Origin of the sequence: Kitasatospora herbaricolor (assembly GCF_030813695.1) — a bacterium.
In the GTDB taxonomy this organism is placed as follows: domain Bacteria; phylum Actinomycetota; class Actinomycetes; order Streptomycetales; family Streptomycetaceae; genus Kitasatospora; species Kitasatospora herbaricolor.
The window spans coordinates 3,121,658-3,147,916 of record NZ_JAUSVA010000002.1 but is presented as its reverse complement, the minus strand read 5'-3'; the positions used below and the strand labels follow the sequence as shown (position 1 = coordinate 3,147,916).

Annotated in this window: 22 protein-coding genes; 17 read left to right on the top strand and 5 right to left on the bottom strand. The window is 74.1% G+C overall.

Features of this window, described 5'->3' with window-relative positions; all coding sequences use genetic code 11:
• Window positions 1–46: 46 nt before the first annotated feature.
• Window positions 47–2,287 (top strand): penicillin-binding protein 2, encoded by a 2,241-nt coding sequence (gene mrdA, locus J2S46_RS14150; RefSeq protein WP_191289279.1) that lies wholly within the window; start codon window positions 47–49, stop codon window positions 2,285–2,287.
• Complete coding sequence (gene rodA / locus J2S46_RS14145) at window positions 2,287–3,486, top strand: rod shape-determining protein RodA (RefSeq protein WP_191289278.1); 1,200 nt, start codon at window positions 2,287–2,289, stop codon at window positions 3,484–3,486. Before mrdA ends, rodA begins: the two co-directional genes overlap by 1 nt.
• Window positions 3,487–3,607: 121 nt before the next feature.
• Here the strand turns inward: rodA and J2S46_RS14140 are convergent, their stop codons facing one another.
• Window positions 3,608–4,897, bottom strand: a complete 1,290-nt coding sequence (locus J2S46_RS14140; RefSeq protein WP_191289277.1) for a M14 family zinc carboxypeptidase — start codon at window positions 4,895–4,897, stop codon at window positions 3,608–3,610.
• A gap of 103 nt (window positions 4,898–5,000) precedes the next feature.
• A complete protein-coding gene (locus J2S46_RS14135) occupies window positions 5,001–5,144 on the bottom strand; it encodes a hypothetical protein (protein ID WP_191289276.1) in 144 nt (47 codons plus the stop codon).
• A 143-nt stretch (window positions 5,145–5,287) separates the two neighbouring features.
• Between J2S46_RS14135 and J2S46_RS14130 the strand changes: the two genes are divergently transcribed.
• Window positions 5,288–6,415 carry a HesA/MoeB/ThiF family protein gene (locus J2S46_RS14130; RefSeq protein WP_229912546.1) on the top strand — a complete coding sequence of 376 codons (1,128 nt, stop codon included), beginning with the start codon at window positions 5,288–5,290 and terminating at the stop codon, window positions 6,413–6,415.
• Window positions 6,412–7,761: a hypothetical protein gene (locus tag J2S46_RS14125; RefSeq protein WP_229912544.1), complete on the top strand. Its 1,350-nt coding sequence runs from the start codon at window positions 6,412–6,414 to the stop codon at window positions 7,759–7,761. The genes J2S46_RS14130 and J2S46_RS14125 overlap by 4 nt, the downstream gene beginning before the upstream one ends.
• Here the strand turns inward: J2S46_RS14125 and J2S46_RS14120 are convergent.
• The gene (locus J2S46_RS14120) at window positions 7,758–7,916 is read right to left on the bottom strand and encodes a hypothetical protein (protein WP_370882189.1); all 159 of its coding nucleotides are present in this window, start codon (window positions 7,914–7,916) and stop codon (window positions 7,758–7,760) included. The two genes, J2S46_RS14125 and J2S46_RS14120, sit on opposite strands and share 4 nt — an antisense overlap.
• Window positions 7,917–8,017: 101 nt before the next feature.
• Between J2S46_RS14120 and J2S46_RS14115 the strand changes: the two genes are divergently transcribed.
• The 13 genes from J2S46_RS14115 to J2S46_RS14055 all read left to right on the top strand — a co-directional run bounded on the left by J2S46_RS14115 (window position 8,018) and on the right by J2S46_RS14055 (window position 24,827).
• Entirely contained in the window at window positions 8,018–8,452 is a 435-nt protein-coding gene (locus J2S46_RS14115) for an SGNH/GDSL hydrolase family protein (protein WP_229912543.1), read from the top strand.
• A gap of 174 nt (window positions 8,453–8,626) precedes the next feature.
• Window positions 8,627–10,555, top strand: a complete 1,929-nt coding sequence (locus J2S46_RS14110) for a TIGR03960 family B12-binding radical SAM protein (protein ID WP_191289275.1) — start codon at window positions 8,627–8,629, stop codon at window positions 10,553–10,555.
• A gap of 212 nt (window positions 10,556–10,767) precedes the next feature.
• Window positions 10,768–12,066, top strand: a complete 1,299-nt coding sequence (locus tag J2S46_RS14105) for a hypothetical protein (protein ID WP_191289274.1) — start codon at window positions 10,768–10,770, stop codon at window positions 12,064–12,066.
• Between the two features lie 193 nt (window positions 12,067–12,259).
• The gene (locus J2S46_RS14100; RefSeq protein ID WP_191289273.1) at window positions 12,260–13,060 is read left to right on the top strand and encodes a TIGR03936 family radical SAM-associated protein; all 801 of its coding nucleotides are present in this window, start codon (window positions 12,260–12,262) and stop codon (window positions 13,058–13,060) included.
• A gap of 394 nt (window positions 13,061–13,454) precedes the next feature.
• Entirely contained in the window at window positions 13,455–17,039 is a 3,585-nt protein-coding gene (locus tag J2S46_RS14095) for an Rne/Rng family ribonuclease (protein ID WP_191289272.1), read from the top strand.
• 259 nt (window positions 17,040–17,298) lie between these two features.
• Window positions 17,299–17,613 (top strand): 50S ribosomal protein L21, encoded by a 315-nt coding sequence (gene rplU / locus J2S46_RS14090; RefSeq protein ID WP_073927817.1) that lies wholly within the window; start codon window positions 17,299–17,301, stop codon window positions 17,611–17,613.
• A 16-nt stretch (window positions 17,614–17,629) separates the two neighbouring features.
• Window positions 17,630–17,887, top strand: a complete 258-nt coding sequence (gene rpmA, locus J2S46_RS14085; RefSeq protein WP_057238555.1) for a 50S ribosomal protein L27 — start codon at window positions 17,630–17,632, stop codon at window positions 17,885–17,887.
• Between the two features lie 143 nt (window positions 17,888–18,030).
• The gene (gene obgE / locus J2S46_RS14080; protein WP_191289271.1) at window positions 18,031–19,512 is read left to right on the top strand and encodes a GTPase ObgE; all 1,482 of its coding nucleotides are present in this window, start codon (window positions 18,031–18,033) and stop codon (window positions 19,510–19,512) included.
• A gap of 221 nt (window positions 19,513–19,733) precedes the next feature.
• The gene (proB, locus tag J2S46_RS14075; protein ID WP_191289270.1) at window positions 19,734–20,870 is read left to right on the top strand and encodes a glutamate 5-kinase; all 1,137 of its coding nucleotides are present in this window, start codon (window positions 19,734–19,736) and stop codon (window positions 20,868–20,870) included.
• A gap of 128 nt (window positions 20,871–20,998) precedes the next feature.
• Entirely contained in the window at window positions 20,999–21,529 is a 531-nt protein-coding gene (locus J2S46_RS14070; RefSeq protein WP_191289269.1) for a DUF8830 family protein, read from the top strand.
• A 142-nt stretch (window positions 21,530–21,671) separates the two neighbouring features.
• On the top strand, window positions 21,672–22,994 hold the full coding sequence (locus J2S46_RS14065) for a glutamate-5-semialdehyde dehydrogenase (RefSeq protein WP_191289268.1): 1,323 nt from the start codon (window positions 21,672–21,674) through the stop codon (window positions 22,992–22,994).
• A 78-nt stretch (window positions 22,995–23,072) separates the two neighbouring features.
• Entirely contained in the window at window positions 23,073–23,681 is a 609-nt protein-coding gene (locus J2S46_RS14060) for an SCO2584 family spore wall biosynthesis protein (RefSeq protein WP_191289267.1), read from the top strand.
• An 84-nt stretch (window positions 23,682–23,765) separates the two neighbouring features.
• Window positions 23,766–24,827: an SCO2583 family membrane protein gene (locus J2S46_RS14055; protein WP_191289266.1), complete on the top strand. Its 1,062-nt coding sequence runs from the start codon at window positions 23,766–23,768 to the stop codon at window positions 24,825–24,827.
• A 27-nt stretch (window positions 24,828–24,854) separates the two neighbouring features.
• Here J2S46_RS14055 and J2S46_RS14050 read toward each other — a convergent pair whose 3' ends face one another.
• Both J2S46_RS14050 and J2S46_RS14045 read right to left on the bottom strand, forming a co-directional pair.
• The gene (locus J2S46_RS14050; protein WP_191289265.1) at window positions 24,855–24,992 is read right to left on the bottom strand and encodes a hypothetical protein; all 138 of its coding nucleotides are present in this window, start codon (window positions 24,990–24,992) and stop codon (window positions 24,855–24,857) included.
• 80 nt (window positions 24,993–25,072) lie between these two features.
• Complete coding sequence (locus J2S46_RS14045) at window positions 25,073–26,158, bottom strand: M48 family metallopeptidase (RefSeq protein WP_191289264.1); 1,086 nt, start codon at window positions 26,156–26,158, stop codon at window positions 25,073–25,075.
• Window positions 26,159–26,259: the final 101 nt, after the last annotated feature.

Genomic DNA, 26,259 nt, shown 5'->3' with positions numbered 1-26,259 from the left:
TCCCCGAACCACCGCCCGAAACCTCGCCCTCTGGAGCACACGCGACGTGAGCAACATCCCCGAGACCGGACGAACCCGGCGGGTGACGATCCGTCTGGTGGTCCTGCAGATCCTGGTGTTGTCCCTCCTGGCGACGCTCGGCGGGCGGCTCTGGTACCTGCAGATCCGCAGCGCCAGCGAGTACACCGCCAAGGCGACCGGCAACCACATCCGCGAGGTGGTCGAACCGGCCGTCCGCGGCGAGATCCTGGACGCCTCCGGGCGCATCCTGGCCGCCAACGAGGCCCGCCTGGTGGTCTCGGTCAGCCGCACCTCGCTGCTCCAGCAGAAGGACGGCGGCAAGGGCGTGCTGGGCCGGCTGGCCGAGGTGCTCGGGATGCCCGCCAAGGACATCCAGGAGAAGGTCCGGCTCTGCGACGCCAAGACGCCGCAGCCCTGCTGGAACGGATCGCCCTACCAGCCGATCCCGGTCACCAAGGAGGCGACCACCCAGCAGGCGATGCAGATAATGGAACGCCGTGAGGACTTCCCCGGCGTGACCGCGCAGCCCACCGCCGTACGCCACTACACCGGCGTCGAGGGCGCCAACGCCGCCCAGGTGCTCGGCTACCTCTCCCCGGTCACCGACGAGGAGGTCACCAAGAGCGCCGCCAAGTCCGGCCGGGACCGCTACCTGCCGGCCGACCAGATCGGCCGGGCCGGGCTGGAGTCGGTGTACGACAGCGACCTGCGCGGCACCGCCGGCATCACCAGCCTGGAGGTGGACAACCTCGGCCGGGTGATCGGCACCGCCGGCACCGTCGAGGCGCAGCCCGGGAACAACCTGGTCACCAGCATCGACGCCCGGGTCCAGAAGGTGACCGAGGACAACCTGCTGCAGGCCATGGCGGACGCCCGCAAGACCTACGACAAGGTCACCAGCCGCAACTACGAGGCGGACTCCGGGGCCGCCGTCGTGATGGACGTGCACACCGGCCGGATCGTGGCGATGGCCAGTGCGCCGAGCTACGACCCCAACCTCTGGGCGGGCGGCATCTCCGGCAAGGACTACCAGGCGCTGACCAGCAAGGAGTCCAACTTCCCGCTGCTCAACCGGGCCATACAGGGTCAGTCCGCCCCCGGGTCCACCTTCAAGGTGATCTCCACCACCGCCGCCGTGCAGGCCGGCTACTCGCTCGACGGGACGTACCCCTGCCCGACGAGCCTGACCATCGGCGGCCGCGAGTTCAAGAACTTCGAGGCCGAGAGCTTCGGTTCGATCACCCTGGAGAAGGCGCTGGAGGTCTCCTGCGACACCGTCTTCTACGGCCTGGCCTACGACCAGTGGATGAAGGACGGCGGCATCAAGCCGAAGAAGGACCCGGGCGACTGGTTCTACAAGACCGCCCACCAGTTCGGCCTGGGGGCCAGGACCGGCATCGACCTGCCGGCCGAGGTGACCGGACGGGTGCCCGACCGGCAGTGGAAGCAGTCGTTCTTCGACAACAACAAGGACGCCTGGTGCGCGCAGGCTGCCAAGGGCGGCAACAGCTACTCCGACCAGATCGCCAAGGAGAACTGCGTCGACGGCTACGTGATGCGCGCCGGTGACTCGGTCAACTACGCGATCGGCCAGGGCGACACCCTGGTCACGCCGATCCAGATGGCCCGGATCTACTCGGCGCTGGCCAACGGCGGCACGCTCTACCGGCCGACCATCGGCAAGGCCGTGGTCAGCCCGGCCGGGGATCTCGTCCGCGAGATCGCCCCGCACGAGGACGGCCGGATCCCCGGCGACCAGAAGCTGCTGAGCTACATCAACCAGGCCACGGCCGGCGTCGTCACCACCGGTACCGCCGCCTGGAAGTTCACCAGCGTCGGCTGGCCGCAGAACAAGATCGAGCTGCATGCCAAGACCGGCACGGCCGAGGTCGAGGGCAAGCAGACCACCTCGTGGCTGACCACGTACAGCAGCGACTACGCGGTCGTGATGACGATCAGCCAGGGCGGCACCGGCTCCGGCGGTTCCGGTGACGCCATCCGCCGGATCTACCAGGCGCTCTACGGCGTGGACGACAAGGGCAACATCGACAGCGGCAAGGCACTGCTGGCCAAGCCGCAGGCCGAGCTGCCCAAGTTCGGCCCCGACGGCACCGCGATCGTGAAGCCCGCCGCCTACCAGTACGACCGTCCGGCCTTCCTGGACCCGGCGCAGCCCACCGGCGGCCCGGCGTACTGGACGACCGCGGGCCCGGCCCTCGAACCCACCCGCAGTACCTGGAACGGCAGCTCCGGAAGGGGGCGGTGATGACCTCCTACGGCTCCTACCGTCAGGTCCGGCTCTCCCCGCAGCGCGGGGCGGTGTCCAAGGCGCTCGCCAAGGACTCCCCGCTGCGCAAGCTCGACTGGATACTGATACTGGCCGCACTGGTGCTGTCGCTCGGCAGCGCGCTGCTGGTCTGGTCGGCCACCCGCGGCCGCGACAACCTGACCCACGGCGACCCGCAGTACTTCCTGTACCGCCACCTCACCAACCTGGTGATCGGGCTCGCGCTCTGCGCGGTGGTGATCGGGATAGGGAGTCGGCGGTTCCGCACCCTGGTGCCGTTCGTCTACGTCGCCGTGATGCTGATGCTGGTGGCCACGCTCAGCCCGCTGGGCTCCACCATCAACGGGCAGCACTCCTGGATCCAGTTCGGCGGCGGGTTCTCGATGCAGCCGGCCGAGTTCGCCAAGCTGGCGATCGTGCTCGGGATGGCGGTGATCCTCTCCGCCCGGGTGGACGCCGGCGACCGCGAGTTCCCCCCGGACCGCAGCGTCTTCCAGGCCCTGGTCGCGGCGAGCATCCCGATGGCGATCGTGATGCTGATGCCGGACGCCGGGTCGGTGATGGTGATGGCCGTCATCGTGCTGGGCATCCTGCTGGCCTCCGGCGCGGCCAACCGCTGGACCTTCGGGCTGCTGCTGGCCGGCGTCGGCGGCTGCGTCGCGATCTGGAAGCTCGGCGTGCTGAGCAAGTACCAGATCGACCGCTTCGCGGCCTTCGCCAACCCGGCGCTGGACCCGTCCGGCGTGGGCTACAACACCGCCCAGGCCCGGATCGCGATCGGCTCCGGCGGGCTGACCGGCAAGGGGCTCTTCCACGGCACCCAGACCACCGGCCAGTTCGTCCCCGAGCAGCAGACCGACTTCGTCTTCACGGTGGCCGGCGAGGAGCTCGGCTTCCTCGGCGCCGCGGCGATACTGCTGCTGCTCGGCGTCGTCCTGTGGCGCGCCTGCCGGATCGCCCGGCACGCCACCGACCTGTACGGCACGATCGTGGTCGCCGGCGTCGTCGCCTGGTTCGCCTTCCAGGCCTTCGAGAACATCGGGATGTGCCTGGGCATCATGCCGGTCGCCGGCATCCCGCTGCCGTTCGTCAGCTACGGGGGATCGTCGATGTTCGCGGTCTGGGTCGCGATCGGGCTGATGCAGGCCGTGCACAGCCAGCGGCCGATAGGGGTCTGACCCCCGCGCGGCGCCGCCGGCCCGGTTCGGGCCGGCGGCGCCTTCCGCTGTCCGGCCCGGTCCCGAGCCGCTCCCGCCCAGGGGCGCCGCGGGGCTCCGGCGGGGCCGGGAGCCGCCCGGTTCAGACCAGGCACTCGAAGGCCGCGACCGCGCTCCGGGCGTGGTGGTCCACCTGGTCACGCACCGGCACCCAGCGGGCCCCGAAGCCCGACCGCAGCAGCTTGCAGCGCTCCTCCACCAGCTGCCTGACCCGGGCCCGCAGCCGCTCGGCCCCCGCACCGCCGGCCGCCGCCAGCAGCCGCAGCAGCGCCGCGGAGATCCGTAGCGGAATCCGCTCGGCCACGATCTCCAGCCCGGTCACCCGCGACACCGAGACCCCGGCCCCGGTGTCCACCACGGCCCGCCACTCCTCGGCCATCCCCGGGCAGACGCCGAGATTGAACTCCACGAACCGCACGGCGGGCCCGTCCGGCTCCGCGGTGCACCGCCGGACCCGCTCCAGCAGCCCGGCCAGCTCCTCCGTGCCGTCCAGCAGCGACCGGGCGGCCGAGTGCACCGCCCGCCGGGGATCGGCGTGCCGCGCACCGTCCCCGACCGCGTCCACGGCCCACATCGGCGCCTCCAGCAGCGCGGTGACGCCGCCGTACCGTCCAGGGTAGGACCAGGTCGACCGGGCGGGGTCGTCCGGCAGCGGGGAGGGGCCGCCCCGGCCTCCCGGCGGCATCAGGTACGTCCCCGGCGCGGGGCTGGGCCAGCCGAGGGCGTCGTACGTCCCCACGTCCAGCGGGACGCCCGCCAGGGCCGCCGAACCGGCGAAGCGGGCCGCCAGCCCGGGCACCTCCCGGGTCAGCTGGAGGAAGGTGCCGCCGAAGTCCACCCCGTGCAGCGAGACCTGCAGGAAGGGCCGCAACTCGTCGATCACCCGCAGTAGCGCGGCGGTCTCCGGCATCGCCTCCCGGCCCGAACCGGCCGGCGGCAGCCATTCCGGCTGCTCCTCGAAGGCGGGCCGGTGGAAGTGCTCGAAATGCCTGGCCATCGTCGGCGGGCCGTGCAGCCAGCCCTCGTTCAGCGCCGCGCCGTCCGGGTCCAGGCAGAGCAGGAAGCTCCAGCCGACCCCCGGACGGTCGGCCAGCTCCGGCCGCCCCAGCACCTCCCGGGCGATCCGCAGCGCGCCCGCCACCCCGGACGGCTCGTTGGGGTGCGGCCCGCCGACCACCAGGACGTGCCGGGGCCCGTGGCCGACCGACAGCAGCACCAGCGGCCGGCCGCCGCGGGACACCCCGACCTGGCGCAGCCGGCATCGACCGGGGTGGTGCCGGACCAGCCGGCGGGCGGCCGCCACCGCCTGGGCGACGGTCGGAAAGCGGTCGGCGCCGGGCCGCGGGCGGGCCGGCCGGTCGGTGTGGCTCATGACTCTCCCGGGGACGGGCGCGCACGGCCCGCCGGCCGCCCGCACGACATCGCCGCGCGGGCCCGGCCGCGCCCGGCGGTGCCCGCGCGGCCGGTTCACCGGCTCAGTTGCCGGTGGAATTGCTCGCGTTGGTGGTCTCCTTCTTCTCCAGACGGCGGATCACGATCGCCACCGGCGCACCCGCGGGTTCGTCCGCCTCCGGCCCGAACTCTCTCGGTGCGGCGGGTTGGTCGGGCTGTTCCGTCATCTTTGCTCCCGGGACTCGGCGGTGCCTCAGGTCGCCGGCCGGCCTGCGGGCCCGGACGGCCTTGCCAGTACCGCACGCCCCGGAAGAGCATGTCAACAGGGCTGACCGGAAGGGACGTTGGGGAAATGCCAGAGGTGAAGCCAATGCGACGGCCACGGATCAAACCCGAGCACACCGCCTATCGCACCACCGCGGGGAACGTCCGGATCGGCGGACTGGTGCACGGGATCGGCGCGGAGATCGAGGACCCGGCCGGCTGGGTCTGGACCCTCACCACGCTGACCGACGGCACCCGCCCGCCCGACGAGATCGCGCAAGCCGTCAGCGCCCGGCACCCTGCCGTCGGATTCGTCCAAGTCGTCGACGCCCTGGCCATGTTGACCGAAGCCGGCTTCCTGGAGGAGGCCGACGCCCCGCCCCCGCCCGCCCTCAGCCGCCGGGAGCGGGAGCGCTACAGCCGTGGCGTCGGCCTGCTCCGCTGGATGGACACCACGCCCCGGAGCAGCAGCTGGGACGTCCAACTGCTGCTCCGGGACGCCGCCGTCCTCGTCATCGGCCTCGGCGGCACCGGCGGCACCCTCGCCCTGGCCCTCGCCGCGTCCGGCGTCGGCCGGCTGCACTGCGTCGACTTCGACACCGTGGACCTCTCCAACCTCAACCGGCAGACCCTCTTCACCGAGTCCGACCTCGGCAGACCCAAGGCCGAGGCGGCGGCCGTCCGGCTGCGCGCGGCCAACACCGACATCACCGTCACCGCCGAGCACCGCCGGATCACCGGCCCCGGCGACCTCACCGACCTGCTCGGCGCCGGCCGAGCCGGCTACGGCCTGCTGGCCCTCTGCGCCGACCGGCCCGCCGGCATCCGCCGCTGGGCGAACCAGGCCTGCCTGGCCACCGGCGTCCCCTGGGTGGACGGCGGCTACCACGGCCCGCTGGCCACGGCGGGTCTTTACCGGCCCGGTGACGGCGCCTGCTGGGAGTGCCTGCACACCGCCGAGCGGGAGGGCCGCGACCTCGGACTCGCCCCCGGCACCGACACCCCCGCCCTGCCCGCCACCCCCTGGAACCCGGTCAACGCCGTCACCGCCGGACTCTCCGGCGCCCTGATGGCCCACGCCGCCCTCTCCCTGCTCACCGGCGTTCCCCGGCCGGTGCCCGGCCGCCGCTTCGGGATCAACCTGATGCTGCCCGGCGAACCCGTGCTGGAGGACGCCCCGCGCCGCCCCGACTGCCCCGCCTGCGGGGACCGGCCGCCGGGCCCGGGCCGGTGAGCACCCCGCACGGCCCGGCCCCGCGGGGCCGGCCGCCCGCGACCACGATCACCCCCGCGACCACGATCACGCCCGCCAGCACGCTCGCCGCCACCAGCACGAGCCCCCTCGCCCCCACCAGCACCTTGCGCCTGCACCGGCTCACCACCCGCCGGGAGAGCGCCGACTGGCTCGTCGGCCGGCTCGACACCGGCGTGGTGGTCGCCCTGCCCGACACCGGCGAACAGGCCCTGCGCCTGCTCGGACAGGGCCGCACCCTCGCCGACACCGAACGCGCCCTCACCACCGGCACCGGCCGGCGCCCCGACCTGACCGGCTTCGTGCACGCCCTGCTCGACCTCGGATTCGTCCGCGAAGTCGACGGCCGGCCCGTCCGCGGCCCCGCCCCGCCGCGCCCGACCCTGCCCCGGCTGCGCCCGCGGCACGTCCGTTGGGTGCTGAGCCCCGCCGTCCCCGCACTGCTCGGCGCGCTGACCGCCGCCGCGGCCGCCGCCGTGCTGCTCGGCCCGCGCCCGCTGCCCGGCTACCGCGACCTGCTGTGGAGCCCGCACGGCAGCCTGGTCCTCGGCTCCGCCCTGCTGGTCTCCTGGCTGCTCGTCCTGCTGCACGAGGCCGGACACCTCGCGGCGGCCCGCGCCACCGGCGTGCCGGCCCGGATCCGCTTCGGCACCCGGATGCAGTTCCTGGTCCTGCAGACGGACCTCAGCGGCATCGAACTCGCGCCCCGGCGCCACCGGCTGACCGCCTACCTGGCCGGCATCGCGGTCAACCTCGCGGTGGCCTCGGCCGCCCTGCTGCTCGCCGCGGCGCTGCCCGCGACGCCCGCCGGCGGCCCGGCCCGGCCGCTCTCCGCGCTGGCGCTGCTCTCCCTGCTGCAGATCCCGTTCCAGGCCCTGGTCTTCCTGCGCACCGACCTCTACTTCGTCCTCCAGGACCTCACCCGCTGCCGAGACCTGCACGGGGACGGCGCCGCGTACGCCCGCCACCTCGCCCGGCTGGCCGGCCACCGGCTGCGCCGCCGGAGCGGACCGGGCCCCGCCGACCCCGGCCGGGGCCTGCCTGCCGGGGAGCGCCGCGTCGTACGGGCCTACAGCGCGGTGCTCGCCCTCGGGGGCGCCTCGGCCCTCGCCGGACTGCTCTGCGTCACCCTCCCGGCCGACCTCACCCTGCTCGCCCGCGCCGTGGCCGGCCTCGGCGCCGGCCGGCCGCTCACCGGCCGGCTCGACTCCGCACTGGTCCTGCTGGTGCTGGGCGGCACCCAGGTGCTCTGGCTGCTCACCCGCCACCGCGAGCGCCGCCGCCCCGCGTCCCGCGCCCGGCAGGATCCGCCGGACCGGCGGTCCTAGGGCCGGTCCTGGCCGCCGCCGGCCGGCTGCGCCGCGGCGCCGAGGACGGCCGGCAGCAGGCCGGGGAACAGCGCGTCCAGGTCGTCCCGGCGCAGTCCCGTCAGCCGCCTGGTGCCCTCGATCCTGGTCCAGGTCACCCCTGCCTCGCGCAGCACCTTGAGATGGTGGGAGAGGGTCGACTTGGAGAGCCGGACGTCCAGTTCGGCGTCGGCGCCTGCGCAACCTGGGCTTCGCGGGCGAGGCCTACCTCGACCCGGTGGTGGCCCGCGCCGTCCGGGACACCCCGGCCGACCTGATCACCCTGGAGATCGGCACCAACGCCTACATCCGCGGGGTCTTCACCGCCCGCAGCTGGGGTTCGGCGCTCTGCGGATTCGTGGAGACCGTCCGCGACGGCCAGCCGGACACCGCGATCGCGGTGATCACCGCCCTGCCCTCGGTCGAGCGCGAGCAGGTCGTGAACACCGCCGGCGTCACCCTGGCCGGGATCCGGCAGCTGACCGCCGACGCCGTCCGGGTGCTCCAGGGGCTCGGGGACCGGCGGCTGCACCTGGTGGACGGCCTCACCGTGCTGCCGGTCGCCGACGCCGACGGCCTCTACGCGGACGGACTGCACCCCACGCCCGAGGGCGAGCACCAACTCGCCGGGCGGATGGCTCCGTTCCTGCGGGCGATCCCGCTCGGGCGGTAGCGGCCGGGCCGGTCGGGCGGCCGGCGCCGGGAGCCCCGCCAGCGCCGAGGCCGCGGAGGCGGAGGGGGAGGCGGAGGGGGAGGGGGAGGCGGAAGATCGTCCCGTCCGGACGCCCCGGCGGTTCGGCTACCCTTGAGGGTCACCCCAGTTCCTGTCGTAAGGGTTCCTAGTTACATGACTGTCGAATCGGTCTTCCCACGCCTGGAGGCCCTCCTCCCGCACGTCCAGAAGCCGATCCAGTACGTCGGCGGCGAGCTCAACTCGACCGTCAAGGACTGGGACGCCTGCGACGTCCGCTGGGCACTGATGTACCCCGACGCCTACGAGGTCGGCCTGCCGAACCAGGGCGTCATGATCCTTTACGAGGTGCTCAACGAGCGCGAGGGCGTCCTCGCCGAGCGGACCTACAGCGTCTGGCCCGACCTCGAAGCCCTGATGCGCGAGCACCGGGTGCCGCAGTTCACCGTCGACGCGCACCGCCCGGTCAAGGCCTTCGACGTGTTCGGGCTCTCCTTCTCCACCGAGCTCGGCTACACGAACATGCTCACCGCCCTCGACCTCGCCGGCATCCCGTTGGAGGCCAAGGACCGCACCCTCGACGACCCGATCGTCCTCGCCGGCGGCCACGCGGCCTTCAACCCCGAGCCGATCGCGGACTTCATCGACTGCGCGGTGGTCGGCGACGGCGAGCAGGCCGTCCTCGACATGACCGAGATCATCCGGGCCTGGAAGGCCGAGGGGCGCCCCGGCGGCCGCGACGAGGTGCTGCTGCGCCTCGCGAAGACCGGCGGCTTCTACGTGCCGCGCTTCTACGACGTCGAGTACCTGCCGGACGGCCGCATCGGCCGGGTCGTCCCCAACCGGGCCGGCGTGCCGTGGCGGGTCTCCAAGCACACCGTCATGGACCTCGACGAGTGGCCCTACCCCAAGCAGCCGCTCGTCCCGCTCGCCGAGACGGTGCACGAGCGGATGTCCGTCGAGATCTTCCGAGGCTGCACCCGAGGGTGTCGCTTCTGCCAGGCCGGCATGATCACGCGCCCCGTGCGGGAGCGAAGCATCACCGGCATCGGCGAGATGGTCGAGCGCGGGCTGAAGGCGACCGGTTTCGAGGAGGTGGGCCTGCTCTCGCTGTCGAGCGCCGACCACACCGAGATCGGCGACATCGCCAAGGGCCTGGCCGACCGCTACACCGAGGACAAGATCGGCCTGTCGCTGCCGTCCACCCGCGTCGACGCCTTCAACATCGACCTCGCCAACGAGCTGACCCGCAACGGCCGCCGCTCGGGCCTCACCTTCGCCCCCGAGGGCGGCAGCGAGCGGATCCGCAAGGTGATCAACAAGATGGTGTCGGAGGAGGACCTGATCCGCACCGTCTCCACCGCCTACGGCAACGGCTGGCGCCAGGTGAAGCTGTACTTCATGTGCGGCCTGCCGACCGAGACCGACGAGGACGTGCTGCAGATCGGCGAGATGGCGAAGAACGTCATCCAGAAGGGCCGCGAGGTCACCGGCCAGAACGACATCCGCTGCACCGTCTCCATCGGCGGGTTCGTTCCCAAGCCGCACACCCCCTTCCAGTGGGCCCCGCAGCTCTCCGCCGAGGACACCGACGCCCGGCTGACCAAGCTGCGCGACTCCATCCGCGGCGACCGCAAGTACGGCAAGAACATCGGCTACCGCTACCACGACGGCAAGCCCGGCATCGTCGAGGGCCTGCTCTCACGCGGCGACCGCCGCATCGGCGCCGTGATCCGCGCCGTCTACGAGGACGGCGGCCGCTTCGACGGCTGGCGCGAGCACTTCAGCTACGACCGCTGGATGGCCTCCGCCGAGAAGGGCCTGGCCGGCACCGGCGTCGACGTCGACTGGTACACCACCCGCGAGCGCACCTACGAGGAGGTGCTGCCCTGGGACCACCTGGACAGCGGCCTCGACAAGGACTGGCTCTGGGAGGACTGGCAGGACGCCCTCGAAGAGGTCGAGGTCGACGACTGCCGCTGGACGCCGTGCTTCGACTGTGGCGTGTGTCCTCAGATGAGCACCGAGATCCAGATCGGCCCGACCGGTGTGAAGCTCCTGCCGCTGACCGTGGTCAACAAGTAGGCAGCACCGCCCGACCCGGCAGGCCCCGTCGTTCCCCGACGGGGCCTGCCGCCGTTCCGGGACGCCCCGGTGACGACCCCCTGCACTACGATCACCCTCTCGAAGCCACCGTGGCGCGCGCCGGGCTGACGGCCTGTCGGCGGACGACGGGCGGTTCGGACGACGGGCGGTCCGGACGACGGGCGGTTCGGACAACGGGGGGCGGGCGGGGCATGACTGGATCCGAGGGACCGGTACCGGCGGCGGACCTGGCGAAGGGCGCGGCCGGGCCGGCGGCCACGGGGGAGGGCGACCGGCCGGCGCAGGCCGGTTGCCTGGTGGCGGTCGTCCGGGTGCCGGTGCGGGTCTTCGCGTTCGCGGTGATCCTGCCGCTGCGGTTCCTCTGGGAACTGCTCGTCCTGGTGGCCCGCCCGGTCGGGGCGGCGCTCGGGTGGACCGGGCGGGCGGCGGGGCGGGGCCTGTACCGGCTGCTGGTGCAGCCGTTCGTCGCGCTCCACCGCCACCTGCTGGCGCCGCTCGGCCGGGGACTGGCCCGGGCCGGCCGGCTGGCGGCGCACCTGCTGCTCCGGCTCTGCACGGGTCTCTGGCGGACGGCGCTGCTGCCGGCGCTGACCTTCCTCGGGCGCTTCCTGCTGCGCCCGCTCGGGCGGTTCGCGGAGTGGCTGCTGCTGGGGCTGGTCCGGCTGGTGGCGGGTGCCTTCGAACTGCTCCTGCGCCTCTTCGACCTGGTGGTGCTGCTGCCCGCCGGCTGGCTGGTGCGGGCGGTGCTGGTGCCGGTCGGCAAGGCCCTCGGCCGGTTCGGCCTGGCGCTGGGCCGGCTGCTGGGGAGTTCGTTCGAGCTGCTGGTGGTCCGCACGGCCCGCTGGCTGTGGCGGTACGTGCTGCGCCCGTCCGGGGCGGCCCTGCGCCGGCTCGGGGCCGGGCTGGTCCGGCTGGCCGTCGACGCGGTGGGGCTGGCGGCGCGGCTGCTGGTGGCCACGGCCCGGCTGCTGGTCCGGCTGTTCGTCCTGCTGCTGGTCCGGCCCGTGGCATGGCTGGGCCGGTCGGTGCTGGCCCCGGCCGGGCGGTGGCTGATCGCGGCGGACGTCGCGCTGGGCCGGGCACTGGTGCTGCTCGCCCGCCTGCTGCTGACGGCGTTCGCCCGGCTGGTGGAGTACCTGGTGCTGATCCCGCTGGCCGCGCTGGGACGGTACGTGCTGCGTCCGGCGGCCGACATGCTGATATGGCTGGTTGAGCACCTGCTGCTGGTCCCGCTCGGGTGGCTCTGGCGGGTCCTGCTGTTCCCGCTGCTGCGGGAGCTGGGCCGGGCCGTGCTGCGGGCCTGGCGGCTGGGCGGACGGATCTGGCGGTTCGCGGTGGTGCGCCCGTGCCGGTGGGCCCGGCGCGAGGTGTGGTGGCCGGTCAAGGAGGAGCTCCGCCGGGCCCGGCGGACGGTGGGCGAGACGATCCGGGAGGTCCGGCGCTCGGTGCGCGAGACCATCCGGGAGGTCCGGCGCTCCTTGACCGGGTGACCGCCTCCGGCCTGCGGCGCCGCTCCCGGTCAGGCTTCTGACCAGGGGCGGAGCACGAGGGCCCGCCGGGCGCGTACCCTTTGGTACGACAGAGTCCGGGCCGGGCCAGCGCGCGCGGCCGGACGGGGACACTGACTAAGGACTGAGCGACCTGGCACGCCGTACGCCCGACGGTCCGCCGCCCGCGCCGACGGTGCAGCGCATCCGTCTCCGCTACACCAAGCGCGGCCGGCTGCGCTTCACCAGCCACCGTGACTTCCAGCGCGCCTTCGAGCGCGCGCTGCGCCGCTCGGCCGTCCCGATGGCCTACTCGGCCGGTTTCACACCGCACCCCAAGGTCTCGTACGCCAACGCCGCCCCGACCGGGGTGGCCAGCGAGGCGGAGTACCTGGAGATCGGCCTGGCCGCCGTCCGCGACCCGGAGGCGCTGCGCGCGCAGCTCGACGAGTCGCTGCCGGCCGGGCTGGACGTCATCGACGCCGTCGAGGTCCGCACCCCGCACTTCGTGGAGCGCCTGGAGGCCTCCGAGTGGCTGGTCCGGCTGGACGGGGTGGAGCAGGACGAGGCCGCCCGCGCGGTCGCGCTGTTCCTCGCCGCCGAGCAGGTCGAGGTCGAACGCCTGACCAAGAACGGGGTCCGCCGCTTCGACGCGCGCGGCCCGGTGGCGGCGCTCGAAATCGTCGCGCCGCAGGTGGGAAATGGTCCGGACGGGCACTTGGAGGGGGAGTCCGATGTTCGGACGGCCCGTCCCTGTGCGATACTGCGCCTGGTAGTACGACACGCCACACCCGCCGTACGACCCGACGACGTTTTGTCCGGTCTCCGTGCGACGGCCGACCTGGCGCCGCCGGTCCCCGCTGAGGTGACCAGGCTGGCGCAGGGGCCGCTCGACGAGGAGACCGGCACGGTGACCGACCCGCTGGCGCTCGACCGCGCCGCGGCCCCGGCCGGCCCTGTAGAGGCTGCCGGGCCGCGCGCAACCGCGTCCGCCTAGCGGGCGGAGGCCGGGTCCAGGACAACTGGACCGTCTGGCGCTCCAGGCCCCCGCGGCTCCCCAGGGGAGCGAGCGTCGTCGAAGCACAGGCCGGCCCCTTGCGGCCCGCCGACCCCGATGGTCGGCGGGCCCGAGGACCCCTTCCGGGAGCCACCCGGGGTTGGGGGACGGCGCAGCTTGGGAACACCTGAGAAGACTGGTCAGACCAGAAGACTTTCGACACCCCGCAACTGTGCGGGGCGCCGAGCGAGACTACGAGTTCCTGTGCGGCCTCGCGTCCGCACGGTGGCACCGAGGAAGGTCCGGCAGGGGCATCCGTGAGGATGCCGGCCGGCCACCGGTGCCGCACCGTGCCCGATGCGGAGCCCGGGGGCCTGACGGGAGATCCACCCGCATGCTCGATAACACCGATCCGCAGCAGTCCGCTGCCGCGGGAGACAACGAAGCCGGCACCGAGGGTACGTCCGCGGCGCCGCCGCGGCGCCGTCGCCGTGCCGTGTCCCGCCCGGCGGGTACGCCGCAGAGCGCGGCCGGCGAGAGCGCCGAGACCGTGGTTCCGGTGGCCGAGGCCGCCGCTCCGGCCGCCGAGCCGGTCGTCGAGGCGCCGGCCGAGGCCGCGCCCGCCGAGAAGCCGGTCCGGGCCCGCCGGACCCGCAAGCGCGCCGAGGCCCCCGCCGGGGCGCCGGAGGCCGCCGAGATCATCGTCACACCGGTGGCCGAGGCCGCCGAGCCGGTCGCAGAGCCGGTCGTCGAGGCGCCGGCCGAGGCCGCGCCCGCCGAGAAGCCGGTCCGGGCCCGCCGGACCCGCAAGCGCGCCGAGGCCCCCGCCGGGGCGCCCGCCGCCGAGGCCGCCCCCGTGGTGGAGCCGGTCGCGGAGCCCGTCGTGGAGCAGCCTGTCGCCGAGCAGCCCGCCGTGGAGGAGGCCCCGGCCGCCCCCGCCCGCCGGCCCCGCCGCCGTCGCGTGGTGGAGAGCGCCCCCGTGGTCGAGGAGACCCCGGCCGCGGTCGAGGAGCCGGTCGAGGAAGAGGTCGTCGAGGAGCCCGTCGAGGAGCCCGTCGCCGCCGCCCCGGTGGCCGAGCCCGCGCCCGTGGTGGCCCCGCCGGCCGAGGACGGGCCCGCGCCGCGGGCCCGCCGCCGGGCCGTGCGCCCGTCCACCGCGATCTTCCAGGCCCCGGTCTTCCAGGAGCCCGCCCCGTTCGTCGCGCCGGCCCAGGCCGCCGCGCCCGCCGCCGCGGCCCCGGCGACCGCCCCGGCCGCCAGGCAGGCCCCGGCCGCCGCCGCGAAGCAGGCCCCGGTCGCCGCTCCGGCCGCCGAGGACGAGGACGAGTTCGAGTACAGCGGCGTCGGCCGTCGTCGCCGGACCCGGACCCAGGTCCGGGTGCAGACGCCGTCCCGCCAGCGCCCGGCCGCCGCCGAGCGGCAGGCCCAGCAGCCCGTCCAGCAGGCCGCCCCGGCGGCGCCGGCCCCCGCGCCGGTGGAGGCTCCCGCGCCGGCGCAGGCCGTCGAGCCCGAGCCCGTCACCGCCGGTCCCGAGCAGGACAGCGAGTGGGAGGACGACCGTCCGTCGCGCCGCCGCCGCCGGGGCGGCCGTCGCCGTCGCCGCGGTGAGGCCGAGGAGTTCGAGCCGGAGACGCAGGAGGCCGCCGAGCAGCCCGCCGAGGAGCCGGCCGTCGCCGAGGAGGAGGACGAGGACGACGACCTGGCCTCGGGCCTGGCCTCCTCGCGCCGCCGTCGTCGTCGCCGTCGCCGCAGTGGCGAGAGCGGCGCCGAGCCGGCCGAGAGCGACTCCGCCGAGGACGGCGTCCGCACGGTCGTGAAGGTCCGCGAGCCGCGCCGCCGTTCCACCGAGCCGTCGTTCGACCCGGACGAGGTGCAGTCCATCAAGGGCTCCACCCGCCTGGAGGCGAAGAAGCAGCGCCGCCGTGAGGGCCGCGAGCTGGGCCGCCGCCGGGTGCCGATCATCACCGAGGCCGAGTTCCTGGCCCGCCGCGAGTCGGTCGAGCGCGTGATGGTCGTGCGCCAGAACGGCCTGCGCACCCAGATCGGCGTGCTGGAGGACGGCGTGCTGGTCGAGCACTACGTCAACAAGGAGCAGGCCACCAGCTACGTCGGCAACGTGTACCTGGGCAAGGTCCAGAACGTGCTGCCGTCGATGGAGGCCGCCTTCGTCGACATCGGCAAGGGCCGCAACGCGGTGCTGTACGCCGGTGAGGTCAACTTCGGTTCGCTGGGCGGCCACGGCGGCCCGCGCCGGATCGAGTCGGTGCTGAAGTCCGGCCAGTCCGTGCTGGTGCAGGTCTCCAAGGACCCGATCGGCCACAAGGGCGCGCGCCTGACCAGCCAGATCTCCCTCCCGGGCCGCTACCTGGTGTACGTCCCCGAGGGCTCGATGACCGGGATCAGCCGCAAGCTGCCCGAGAACGAGCGGGCCCGCCTGAAGCAGATCCTCAAGCGGATCGTCCCCGAGGACGCGGGCGTCATCGTGCGCACCGCCGCCGAGGGCGCCAGCGAGGACGAGCTGACGCGTGACGTGCAGCGCCTGCAGGCGCAGTGGGAGGAGATCCAGAAGAAGGCCGCCACCGGCAACGCCCCGGCGCTGCTGTACGGCGAGCCGGACATGACCGTCCGGGTCGTCCGCGACATCTTCAACGAGGACTTCACCAAGGTCATCGTCTCCGGCGACGAGGCGTGGAAGACCATCCACGAGTACGTCGGCGGGGTCGCCCCCGACCTGGCCGAGCGTCTCCAGCGCTGGACCTCCGACGTGGACGTCTTCGCGACGTACCGGATCGACGAGCAGCTGATGAAGGCGCTGGACCGCAAGGTCTGGCTGCCCAGCGGCGGTTCGCTGGTGATCGACCGGACCGAGGCGATGATCGTCGTCGACGTCAACACCGGCAAGTTCGTCGGCCAGGGCGGCAACCTCGAAGAGACCGTCACCCGCAACAACATCGAGGCGGCCGAGGAGATCGTGCGTCAGCTGCGGCTGCGCGACCTCGGCGGCATCATCGTGATCGACTTCATCGACATGGTGCTGGAGTCCAACCGGGACCTGGTGCTGCGCCGTCTGCTGGAGTGCCTGGGCCGTGACCGGACCAAGCACCAGGTGGCCGAGGTCACCTCGCTGGGCCTGGTCCAGATGACCCGCAAGCGGGTCGGCCAGGGCCTGCTGGAGTCCTTCTCCGAGCCGTGCGTGCACTGCAACGGCCGCGGCGTCATCGTGCACATGGAGCAGCCGACCGCCCCCGGTGGCGGTGGCGGCCCGGTGGGCACCTCGGGCGAGGCCGGCTCCACCGGCGGCAAGCGCCGCCGTCGGGGCAAGGGCGGCGCGGGCCAGGAGGAGCCGCAGCCGCACCTGCTGGACGAGGAGACGGCCGACGAGGGCGCCGACCACGACCACGAGCACGAGGAGTTCGAGATCATCTCGGGCGGCGAGCAGCTCGTGATCGACGTGCCGCAGGGCCCGACGGCCGAGGTCGCCGAGCCGGCCGCACCGGTCGAGGCCGAGCCGGCCGCGCCGGAGCGTCCGAGCCTGGTCGAGATCCCGGCCACCCCGGTGGCCGGCGGCCGTACCCGCCGTCGGGCGGTCCGCAAGGCCACCGCCCCGGCCGGCGCCCCCGCCGAGGCCGAGATCGTGGTGCTGCAGGCCCGGGCCGACGCGGCGATGGAGGCGGCGCTGGCAGCCGCCGAGACCGCCCCGCAGGCCGAGCCCGAGGCGCCCGCCGCCCCGGTGGAGCCCGAGCCGGTGGCCGAGGCCCCCGTCGAGGTCCCCGCCGAGCCGGTGGAGGCCGCCGAGGCCGAGGAGGAGCCCGCGCCGAAGAAGCGGGCCCCCCGCAAGGCCGCCGCGAAGAAGACCGCCGCCAAGAAGACCACCACGGCAGCGGCGAAGAAGACCACCGCCCGCAAGACCGCCACCAAGCGGACGAGCGCGGCGGCCAAGAAGGCCGCGGCCGCCGAGGGTGATTCGGCAGCCGAGTAGTCCGCCGCCCGGCGGGGTGGGCGTTCGCCGCCCACCCCGCCGGGCGTTGTACGGGTCCGTCGCGCGCCCGCCCTCCGGGGCGGCGGGGCCGGTTTGCTCCAGCGGCGGCGGATCCGTATTCTTGACATTCGGCGTGTCTACGCCATGCTCCCGAGCAGATCACCTCCCAGACCCTTCGGGGGACGGGGGAGGCCGCCTGTGTCCGTACCCAGGCGGCTGGCATCGAGAGTTCCGACCGAGTAGAGAAAGCAGGTACCGCATGTACGCGATCGTTCGCGCCGGCGGCCGCCAGCACAAGGTCGCCATCGGCGACGTGCTGGAGATTGACCGCGTTGACGTCAAGCCGGGTGACTCGGTCGAGCTCTCGACCATCCTGCTTGTCGACGGCGAGGCCGTCACCTCCGACCCGTGGGTCCTCGCCGGTGTGAAGGTTCACGCCGAGGTCGTCGACCACACCAAGGGTGAGAAGATCGTCATCCTCCGCTACAAGAACAAGACCGGCTACCGTCGGCGCCAGGGTCACCGCCAGCGCCACACCGCCGTCCGCATCACGAGCATCGACTCCGCGAAGTAAGTAAGGGGATTGCGAGATGGCACACAAGAAGGGCGCAAGCTCTACCCGTAACGGCCGCGACTCGAACGCCCAGCGCCTCGGCGTCAAGCGCTTCGGCGGCCAGGTCGTCAGCGCCGGCGAGATCCTCGTCCGCCAGCGCGGCACCCACTTCCACCCGGGTGCGGGCGTCGGTCGCGGTGGCGACGACACCCTGTTCGCGCTGAACGCCGGTGCGGTCCAGTTCGGCACCCACCGTGGCCGTCGCGTCGTGAACATCGTGGCCGTCGAGGCCTGATCTTCCTGACGCCGCGTCACCGTGGTGCAAGGTAGGACATTCTGGAGGGTGGACCGGAAATTTCCGGTCCACCCTCTGGGTTTTGACCCCGGGGCGGTTCATCCGTTCTGACCCGATTTTTCTCCTAGCTGGAAGGCACACCGATGACCACCTTCGTGGACCGCGTCGAACTGCACGTCGCCGCGGGTAACGGAGGCCACGGCTGCGCCTCCGTGCACCGGGAGAAGTTCAAGCCGCTCGGCGGCCCCGACGGCGGCAACGGCGGTGAGGGCGGAAGCGTCATCCTCACCGTGGACGCCAGCATCACCACGCTGCTGGAGTACCACCACTCGCCCAAGCGCAAGGCCACCAACGGCAAGCCGGGCGCGGGCGGCCACCGCACCGGCTCCACCGGCGGCGACCTGGTCCTGCCGGTGCCGGACGGCACCGTGGTGATGGACCGCGAGGGCAACGTGCTCGCCGACCTGGTCGGCCACGGCACCAGCTTCATCGCCGCCGCCGGCGGCCGCGGCGGCCTCGGCAACTCCTCGCTCGCCTCCGCCCGCCGCAAGGCCCCCGGCTTCGCGCTGCTGGGCGAGCCCGGCGAGGCCCGTGACATCGTCATGGAGCTCAAGTCCGTCGCCGACGTGGCGCTGGTGGGGTACCCGAGCGCCGGCAAGTCCTCGCTGATCTCGGTGCTCTCCGCCGCCAAGCCGAAGATCGCGGACTACCCCTTCACCACCCTGATCCCCAACCTCGGCGTGGTCACCGCCGGCGACACCGTCTACACCGTCGCCGACGTCCCCGGGCTGATCCCCGGCGCCAGCCAGGGCAAGGGCCTGGGCCTGGAGTTCCTGCGCCACGTCGAGCGCTGCACCGTCCTGGTGCACGTGCTGGACTGCGCGACCCTGGAGCCGGGCCGCGACCCGCTCACCGACCTGGAGACCATCGAGGCCGAGCTGTCCCAGTACGGCGGCCTGGACGACCGGCCGCGGCTGGTGGCCCTCAACAAGGTGGACGTCCCGGACGGGCAGGACCTCGCCGACATCACCCGCGCCTCCCTGGAGGAGGCCGGCTACCGCGTCTTCGAGGTGTCCGCCGCCTCCCGCCAGGGCCTGCGCGAGCTGAACTTCGCGATGGCGCAGATCGTCGCCGAGGCCCGGGCCGCCAAGCCGATCGAGGAGAACACCCGGATCGTGCTGCGGCCGACGGCCGTCGACGACGCCGGCTTCACCGTCACCGAGGAGGACGGCGCCTACCGCGTGCGCGGCCTCAAGCCCGAGCGCTGGGTCCGCCAGACCGACTTTTCCAACGACGAGGCCGTCGGCTACCTCGCGGACCGTCTGGCCCGCCTCGGTGTCGAGGACAAGCTCTGGAAGGTCGGCGCCCAGGAGGGCGACACCGTCATCATCGGCGCCGAGGAGAACGCGGTCGTCTTCGACTGGGAGCCGACCATGGCCGCCGGCGCCGAGATGCTCGGCCGCCGCGGCGAGGACCACCGCTTCGAGAGCCCGCGCCCGGCCGTCGACCGCCGCCGCGAGAAGGCCAAGGGCCGGGACGCAGCCGAGTCCGAGTACCTGGCCTTCGAGGCGCTGTCCAGCGGCCGCCCGGGCGCCATCGACGAGGGCGACGACGAGGACCACTGACCGGCCCGTTGAACGGCCGGTCAACACCGAGGCGCCCGCCACCCGTTGAGGGGGGCGGGCGCCTCGGCGCTAGTACGCCGCCCGCCCCGCCCGGGCCCCGGCGGGGGCGGCTCGTCCAGCCGGTGAAATGGCGTTCGGGCGGCTCGCGCCGATCGCGTAGATTGCGGGGAGCGGCAGGCTCGGGCGCCTGTCGCCCGGCAACGGCGAAGGGCACCAGCGCGATGAGCGAGCAGTCACTCCGTGAGGAGGTCCTGACCGCACGGCGGATCGTCGTCAAGGTCGGCTCCTCCTCACTCACCACCGCCGCCGGCGGACTGGACGCCGACCGGGTCGACGCCCTGGTGGACGCGATCGCCAAGGTGCGCAGCCAGCCGGACGCCCCCGAGGTGGTGCTGGTCTCCTCCGGCGCCATCGCCGCCGGCCTCGCCCCCCTCGGCCTGGAGCGGCGCCCGCCGGACCTCGCCCGCCAGCAGGCCGCCGCCAGCGTCGGCCAGGGCCTCCTGGTGGCCCGCTACACCGCCTCCTTCGCCCGGTACGGCATCCGGGTCGGCCAGGTGCTGCTGACCGCCGAGGACGCCAGCCGCCGGGCCCACTACCGCAACGCCTACCGCACCCTGGACCAGCTGCTGGCGATGGGCGCGATGCCGGTCGTCAACGAGAACGACACCGTCGCCACCGCCGAGATCAAGTTCGGCGACAACGACCGGCTGGCCGCCCTGGTCGCCCACCTGGTCCGCGCCGACCTGCTGATCCTGCTCTCCGACGTGGACGGCCTCTACGACGGTGACCCGGCGCGCCCCGGCACCAGCCGGATCGCCGAGGTGCGCGGCCGGCAGGACCTGGAGGGCATCGAGATCGGCAGCGCCGGCAAGGCCGGGGTCGGCACCGGCGGCATGGTCACCAAGGTCGAGGCCGCCCGGATCGCCACCGGGGCGGGCATCCCGGTGGTGCTGACCGCCGCCAGCCAGGCCGCCGACGCCCTCGCCGGGCGGCCCACCGGCACGCTGTTCCTGCGCACCGGCAGCCGCACCGCCGACCGGCTGCTCTGGCTCGCCCACGCCAGCAGCCCGCGCGGCGCCCTGCACCTGGACCCGGGCGCGGTCCAGGCCGTGGTGTCGGGCGGCGCCTCGCTGCTCCCGGCCGGGGTCACCAAGGTCGACGGTGATTTCGCCGCCGGCGATCCGGTGGACCTTCTTGGCGAAAACGGCCACATCGTCGCGCGCGGGCTGGTCAACTTTGATGCGAGGGAGTTGCCCCGCCTGCTCGGCCGGTCCACGCGTGACCTGGCACAGGAGTTCGGTGCCGCGTACGAGCGCGAGGTCGTCCACCGCGACGACCTGGTGGTCCTGCGCGGCTGACGGGCCGCTCCGTACGGGTGGGCGGGCGCGCTGCGCCCGGTTCCGGGCGAGGGAGGGGCAGCCGTACGCGCCGGGGCCGGCGCCGCGGTTCGCACGACGACACGACATCGCCGAACAGGAGGCCGCCGGTGGGACGCAGGCGCGACGGAGCGCTGCCCGGAGCAACGGCCGAGCGCAGGCTCAGCAGCATCGGGGGCGGGCGCGGCCCCGCGGAGCCGGCCGCGACCGGCCGCCCGGCGCCGGCGGAACCGCTGGACACGGTGCGGGAGTTGCGCCCGGACACCGGCGGTGGCCCCGGCCCGGCCGGGACACCGGACCAGGCCAGGCTCTGGCACGTGGTGCTGAGCGTGGCGGGCGAGGCCACCGGACTGTCCGAGCTGCGGGCCGGGCTGGAGCGCCTCGCCCACGACCACTCGTTCTTCCTCACCGCCCGCTACGCCGCCGACCACGCCGAGATCCGCTACTGGGAGCAGGCCCGCGACCTGCACGACGCGGCGGCCATCGCGCTGCGGCTGTGGGGCGAGCACAAGGCGACCGCGAACCTGCCGCCCTGGGAGATCGTCGGCCTGGAGGTGGTGGACCGCCCGACCTACCACAAGCGGGTCGCCGAGGGCTTCGGCGAGCCGCCGCAGCGTCCGGGCGGCGTGCAGCCGTACTGACGTCCAGCCGTACCGGGCCGGGCCCGTCCACCGCGCCCGTCCGGGGGTGCCGCCGTGCCGGGGCGGGGGAGCCGCGGCGGGGCCCGTCTCATCGGACGGTACGGCGCCCGGCGAGCGGCCCGCAGTCGTTAGGCTTTACGCCATGACCAGCGATCCCGCCACCGCAGACAGTCCCGTCACCACCGTCGCCCGCCGGGCCCGGGAGGCCGCGGCCGCCCTGGCCCCGCTGCCGCGCCGGGCGAAGGACGCCGCCCTGCTGGCGATCGCGGACGCGTTGGTCGCCCGCAGCGCCGAGATCACCGCCGCCAACGCCGAGGACGTGGCCCGGGCCCGCGCGGCCGGCACCGCCGACTCGGTGGTCGACCGGCTCACCCTCGACGACGCGCGGATCGCGGCCATCGCCTCCGACGTCCGGGACGTGGCCGGCCTGCCCGACCCGGTCGGCGAGGTGGTCCGCGGCTACACCCTGCCCAACGGGCTGGACGTGCGCCAGGTGCGGGTGCCGCTCGGGGTGGTCGGCATCATCTACGAGGCCCGCCCCAACGTCACCGTGGACGCCGCCGCGCTCTGCCTGAAGTCCGGCAACGCCGTCCTGCTGCGCGGCTCGGCCTCCGCCTACCGCTCCAACACGGCGCTGACCACCGTGCTGCGCGACGCGGTGGCCGCGGCCGGCCTGCCCGCCGACGTGATCCAGCTGGTGCCGGGCGAGAGCCGCGAGTCGGTGACCGAGCTGATGCGGGCCCGCGGCCTGGTGGACGTGCTCATCCCGCGCGGCGGCGCCTCGCTGATCCGTACCGTGGTCGAGGGCTCGACCGTCCCCGTGATCGAGACCGGTACCGGCAACTGCCACGTCTACGTCGACGCGCAGGCGGACCTGGCGATGGCCGTCGGGATCCTGCTGAACTCCAAGGCGCAGCGGGTCAGCGTCTGCAACTCGGCCGAGACGCTGCTGGTCCACCAGGACATCGCCGACAGCTTCCTGCCGCTCGCGCTGGCCGCCCTGGCCGGGGCCGGGGTCACCGTGCACGGCGACGACGCGGTGCTGAAGGCCGCCGAGGGCACGGGGGCCACCGTGCTGCCCGCCACCGACGCGGACTGGGAGGCCGAGTACCTCTCCTACGACATCGCGGCCGCCGTGGTGCCCTCGCTGGACGAGGCCGTGGCGCACATCCGCCGCTGGTCCTCGGGCCACACCGAGGCCATCGTCACCGCCTCGCAGGGCGCCGCCCGCCGCTTCACCCAGCTGGTCGACGCGGCCACCGTGGCGGTCAACGCCTCGACCCGGTTCACCGACGGGGGTGAGTTCGGCTTCGGCGCCGAGATCGGCATCTCCACCCAGAAGCTGCACTCCCGCGGGCCGATGGGCCTGCCGGAGCTGACCTCCACCAAGTACATCGTCACTGGTGACGGCCATGTCCGGGGCGAGGCGGCGCAGACCGTGGGCGGCGCCGGCACCGCCGTCTGAGCGCCGTCCGTCACACGTGTGACGGACCAACTGCGAGGAGCCACAGACAAAACGGCCGACCGGTAATACGCTGAATCCGTGGCTGAGGATGTGGGGGGCTCTCCGTACCCTGACGGCGCCGACCACGGTGGTGCGGACGACGAGTTCGCCACCGTGGTGTTCGACGAGGCCTTCGTCCGTTCCGCGGCCGTGCACGAGCCGAGCGCCAAGGAGCGGCAGCTGGCCGCGGCCGAGGCCCGATTCGAGCCGGAGACCGCCGGACCGGGCTGGGGCTACGATCTGCCGGCTGCCGACGGACTGCCGTTGGAGCTGCGCCCGTACCCGGGCGCGCTGGACGACGACCGGCTCTACCCGGACCCGTGGTCGGGCCCGGGGCGGGCCGCCGGGCGCCGGGCGGGCCGCTGGGGCCGCTCCGGGCGCTGGGGCCGGCACGCGGGCTACGACCCGGCCAGGGCCGCCCGCGGCCGTACGGTGGCCCAGCAGCGCTGGCACCGGCCGGTGGCCTGGATCCTCGCCGTGATCATGGGCGTCAGCCTGGTCGCGGTGGCGGTGGCCGCCGTCTACCAGGGTTTCGACGCGGCCGGCGGCTCGCAGCGGCGCCCCGACAGCGGCAGCAGCAGTCCGGGCACCGCCTCGGTGCCGCCCTCCGCCGAGCCCTCGCTCGCGGTGATCGCTCCGGCCGGCTGACCCGGTTGTCCCGGTCGCCGAGCGTCACGCAGAAGTTGTCCGCCAGCCCTCGTGGCGCGCGGCGCAGCGCCTTACCCTGGTTGTATGGGTGACCCGCGAGAGCCTCCTGAGGGTGTACCCGAGGGCGGTTCTGGGAACGAGGACGAGTACCGATCCGTCGTCTTCGACGAGTCGTTCGTCCGGGCTGCCCGGATCCAGGAGCTCTCGGCGCGCGAGCGCCTCAGCGGCGGTTTCGGCCGCGCCACCCGGCCCCGGATCGGTCTGGGCGCGCTGGGGACGGTGCCGCGTCAGGCGGTCGCCCTGCTGTTGCTGATCGTGGTGGCCTTCGCGGCCGCCGTCTACTTCGGCATCAGTTCACCGGGCCGGCCGGGCGCCGAGCCGGCCGGCAGCCAACTGACCGTCAGCCTGGTCGCCCTCAGTCCGATTTCGCCGGTGCAGCCGGTCGCCGATCCCGCCGCGCCGTTCGCCGGCCTGCCCGCGGGGTACACGGACGGTTCCGCCGGCCTTGGCGTCCCGGCCGGGGCCGCCACGGCGCACTACACCCGGGTCGAGGTGACCCGGGCGCTGGACACCGCGCAGCGCTACCTGGTGGCCTCCGCGCTCGCCCCCAGGACGCTGGTGCAGGGGGTGACCACGGACGTCCGCTCCTTCGTCACGACCGGTGAGCAGGTGCAGTTCGACCAGAGCGTGACCAGCCCGCGCGACGACCAGCACCACGCGGCCACCGGCTGGATGGTCCGCTTCGACCCGTCGAAGACCGCGCTGGCCGCCGACACCGTCAAGGTGGCGGGCACCATGCGGATCGAGGAGGCGGAGAACGGCGCCCTGCAGATCACCACCGACCACACCTTCGTCTACGCGCTGCGGGCGGCGGACGGCCCGGCCACCGGCCCGGTCACCCTGCTGAGCGTCCGCCGCGAGCTGCGGATGGAGTTCGACCGGGGCGACATCGCGGTCGCCCAGCTGAGGCTGGTCGACGCGGTCGTGCAGACCGGTCCGACGGCCTGCGGCACCCCGCAGACCACCTTCCTCCAGCCGATCATGGCCACCCCCGGCGGCACCGCGCCGCCCGCCCCGCCCGCCGTGGACCCGGCCGACCGGGCGGCCCCGGCCTGGCAGCAGTGCGGCGTGCTCGCCGCACCCTGAGTGAGGGCCCGGCCGGGGCAGGTGAGGTCAGCGGCTCCGCACGGTGACCTGCCGGGCGTCGTCCGTGTCGGCCTTGCCCTCGGTTTCCTCGGCGTCCGCCCGGGCCGCCGGGAGGCGGACCACCACCCGGGCACGGGTGCCGCCCGGCGGGTCGGTGAAGGCCACCGTCCCGCCCAGGTCGCCGGTGGCCGGGAAGACACCGCGGCCCCGGACGCCGGGGGCGTCCGGGGCCGGCAGCGGGTCGCTCAGCCGCGCGGGGCGTCGTCCGCGGGGGCGGCGGAGTCGGTGCCTCCGGCCGGGGCGCCGCTGCGGGCGCCGGTGAAGGTGTCGCGGAGCTTTCCGCCGACGGTGCCGACGCCGCCGGCCACGTCGCGGAGCAGGCCGATCAGCGGGTCCTTGCTCTCCTTGACGGAGGTCGAGTAGTGGTCGGCGGCGGCCTTCCACTGGTCGCTGACGGAGGCGTTGGCGTCGCCGTCGCGGCGCGGGTAGGCGCCGGCCAGGATGGAGCGGTACTCGTCGCTCTCCGACCACTTCTTCAGCTGGGCGACCCGGACCACCGCGAAGGGGTGGGTCTGCGGCAGCACCTGGAGCAGCTTCAGGACGCCGTCGCGCAGGTCGCCGGCCTTCTCGTACTCCTCGGCCTGCTCCAGGAACGCGTCCACGTTCATCTCGCCGAGGTTGTGGCCGCCGGCGAGCTTCATCAGGCCGCGCATGGACGCCTGGAGGTCCTGTCCGGCGAGCAGCCCGGCCCGGTCGCAGGAGAGTTCGGCCTTGCGGAACCACTCCTTGAGCGCGGTGATCAGCGCCATGATGGCGAGGTTGCCGAGCGGGATCCAGGCGATCCGGGTGGCGATGTTGGTGAGGATCAGCAGCATCGTCCGGTAGACGGCGTGGCCGGACATCGCGTGGCCGACCTCGTGGCCGACGACCGCGCGCAGCTCCTCCTCGTCGAGCAGCTCGACCAGGCCGCTGGTCAGCACGATGATCGGGGTGTCCATGCCGATGCACATCGCGTTGACCGTCGGGTCCTGGGTGACGTAGAGGTCCGGGACCTTCTCCAGGTCCAGGACGTACGCGGCGTCGCGCACCATGTTGTACAGCTCGGGGAACTGGCGCTCGGACGTCTTCACGGCGGTGGCCAGGAACATCAGCCGGATCGAGCGCTCGGAGACCAGCCCGGCGAGCTTCTTCAGCACGTCGTCGAAGCCGGTGAGCTTGCGCAGGGCGACCAGCGCGGAGCGGTCGGCGGGGTGCTCCCAGGCCCGGGTGGAGATCTCCGGGAAGCGCTGGCGGCGCCGGCTCGGGCTCTTCGCCTGGTTGGTATCGGTCATGGTCTGAGTACCTCCTGGTCGACGCCGGTCCCGGCCGGTGGCCGGCCCCCGCTCTTCTTCGCCTGCAACGACAGTCTGTGCAACGTGTGCGGTTGCGTACT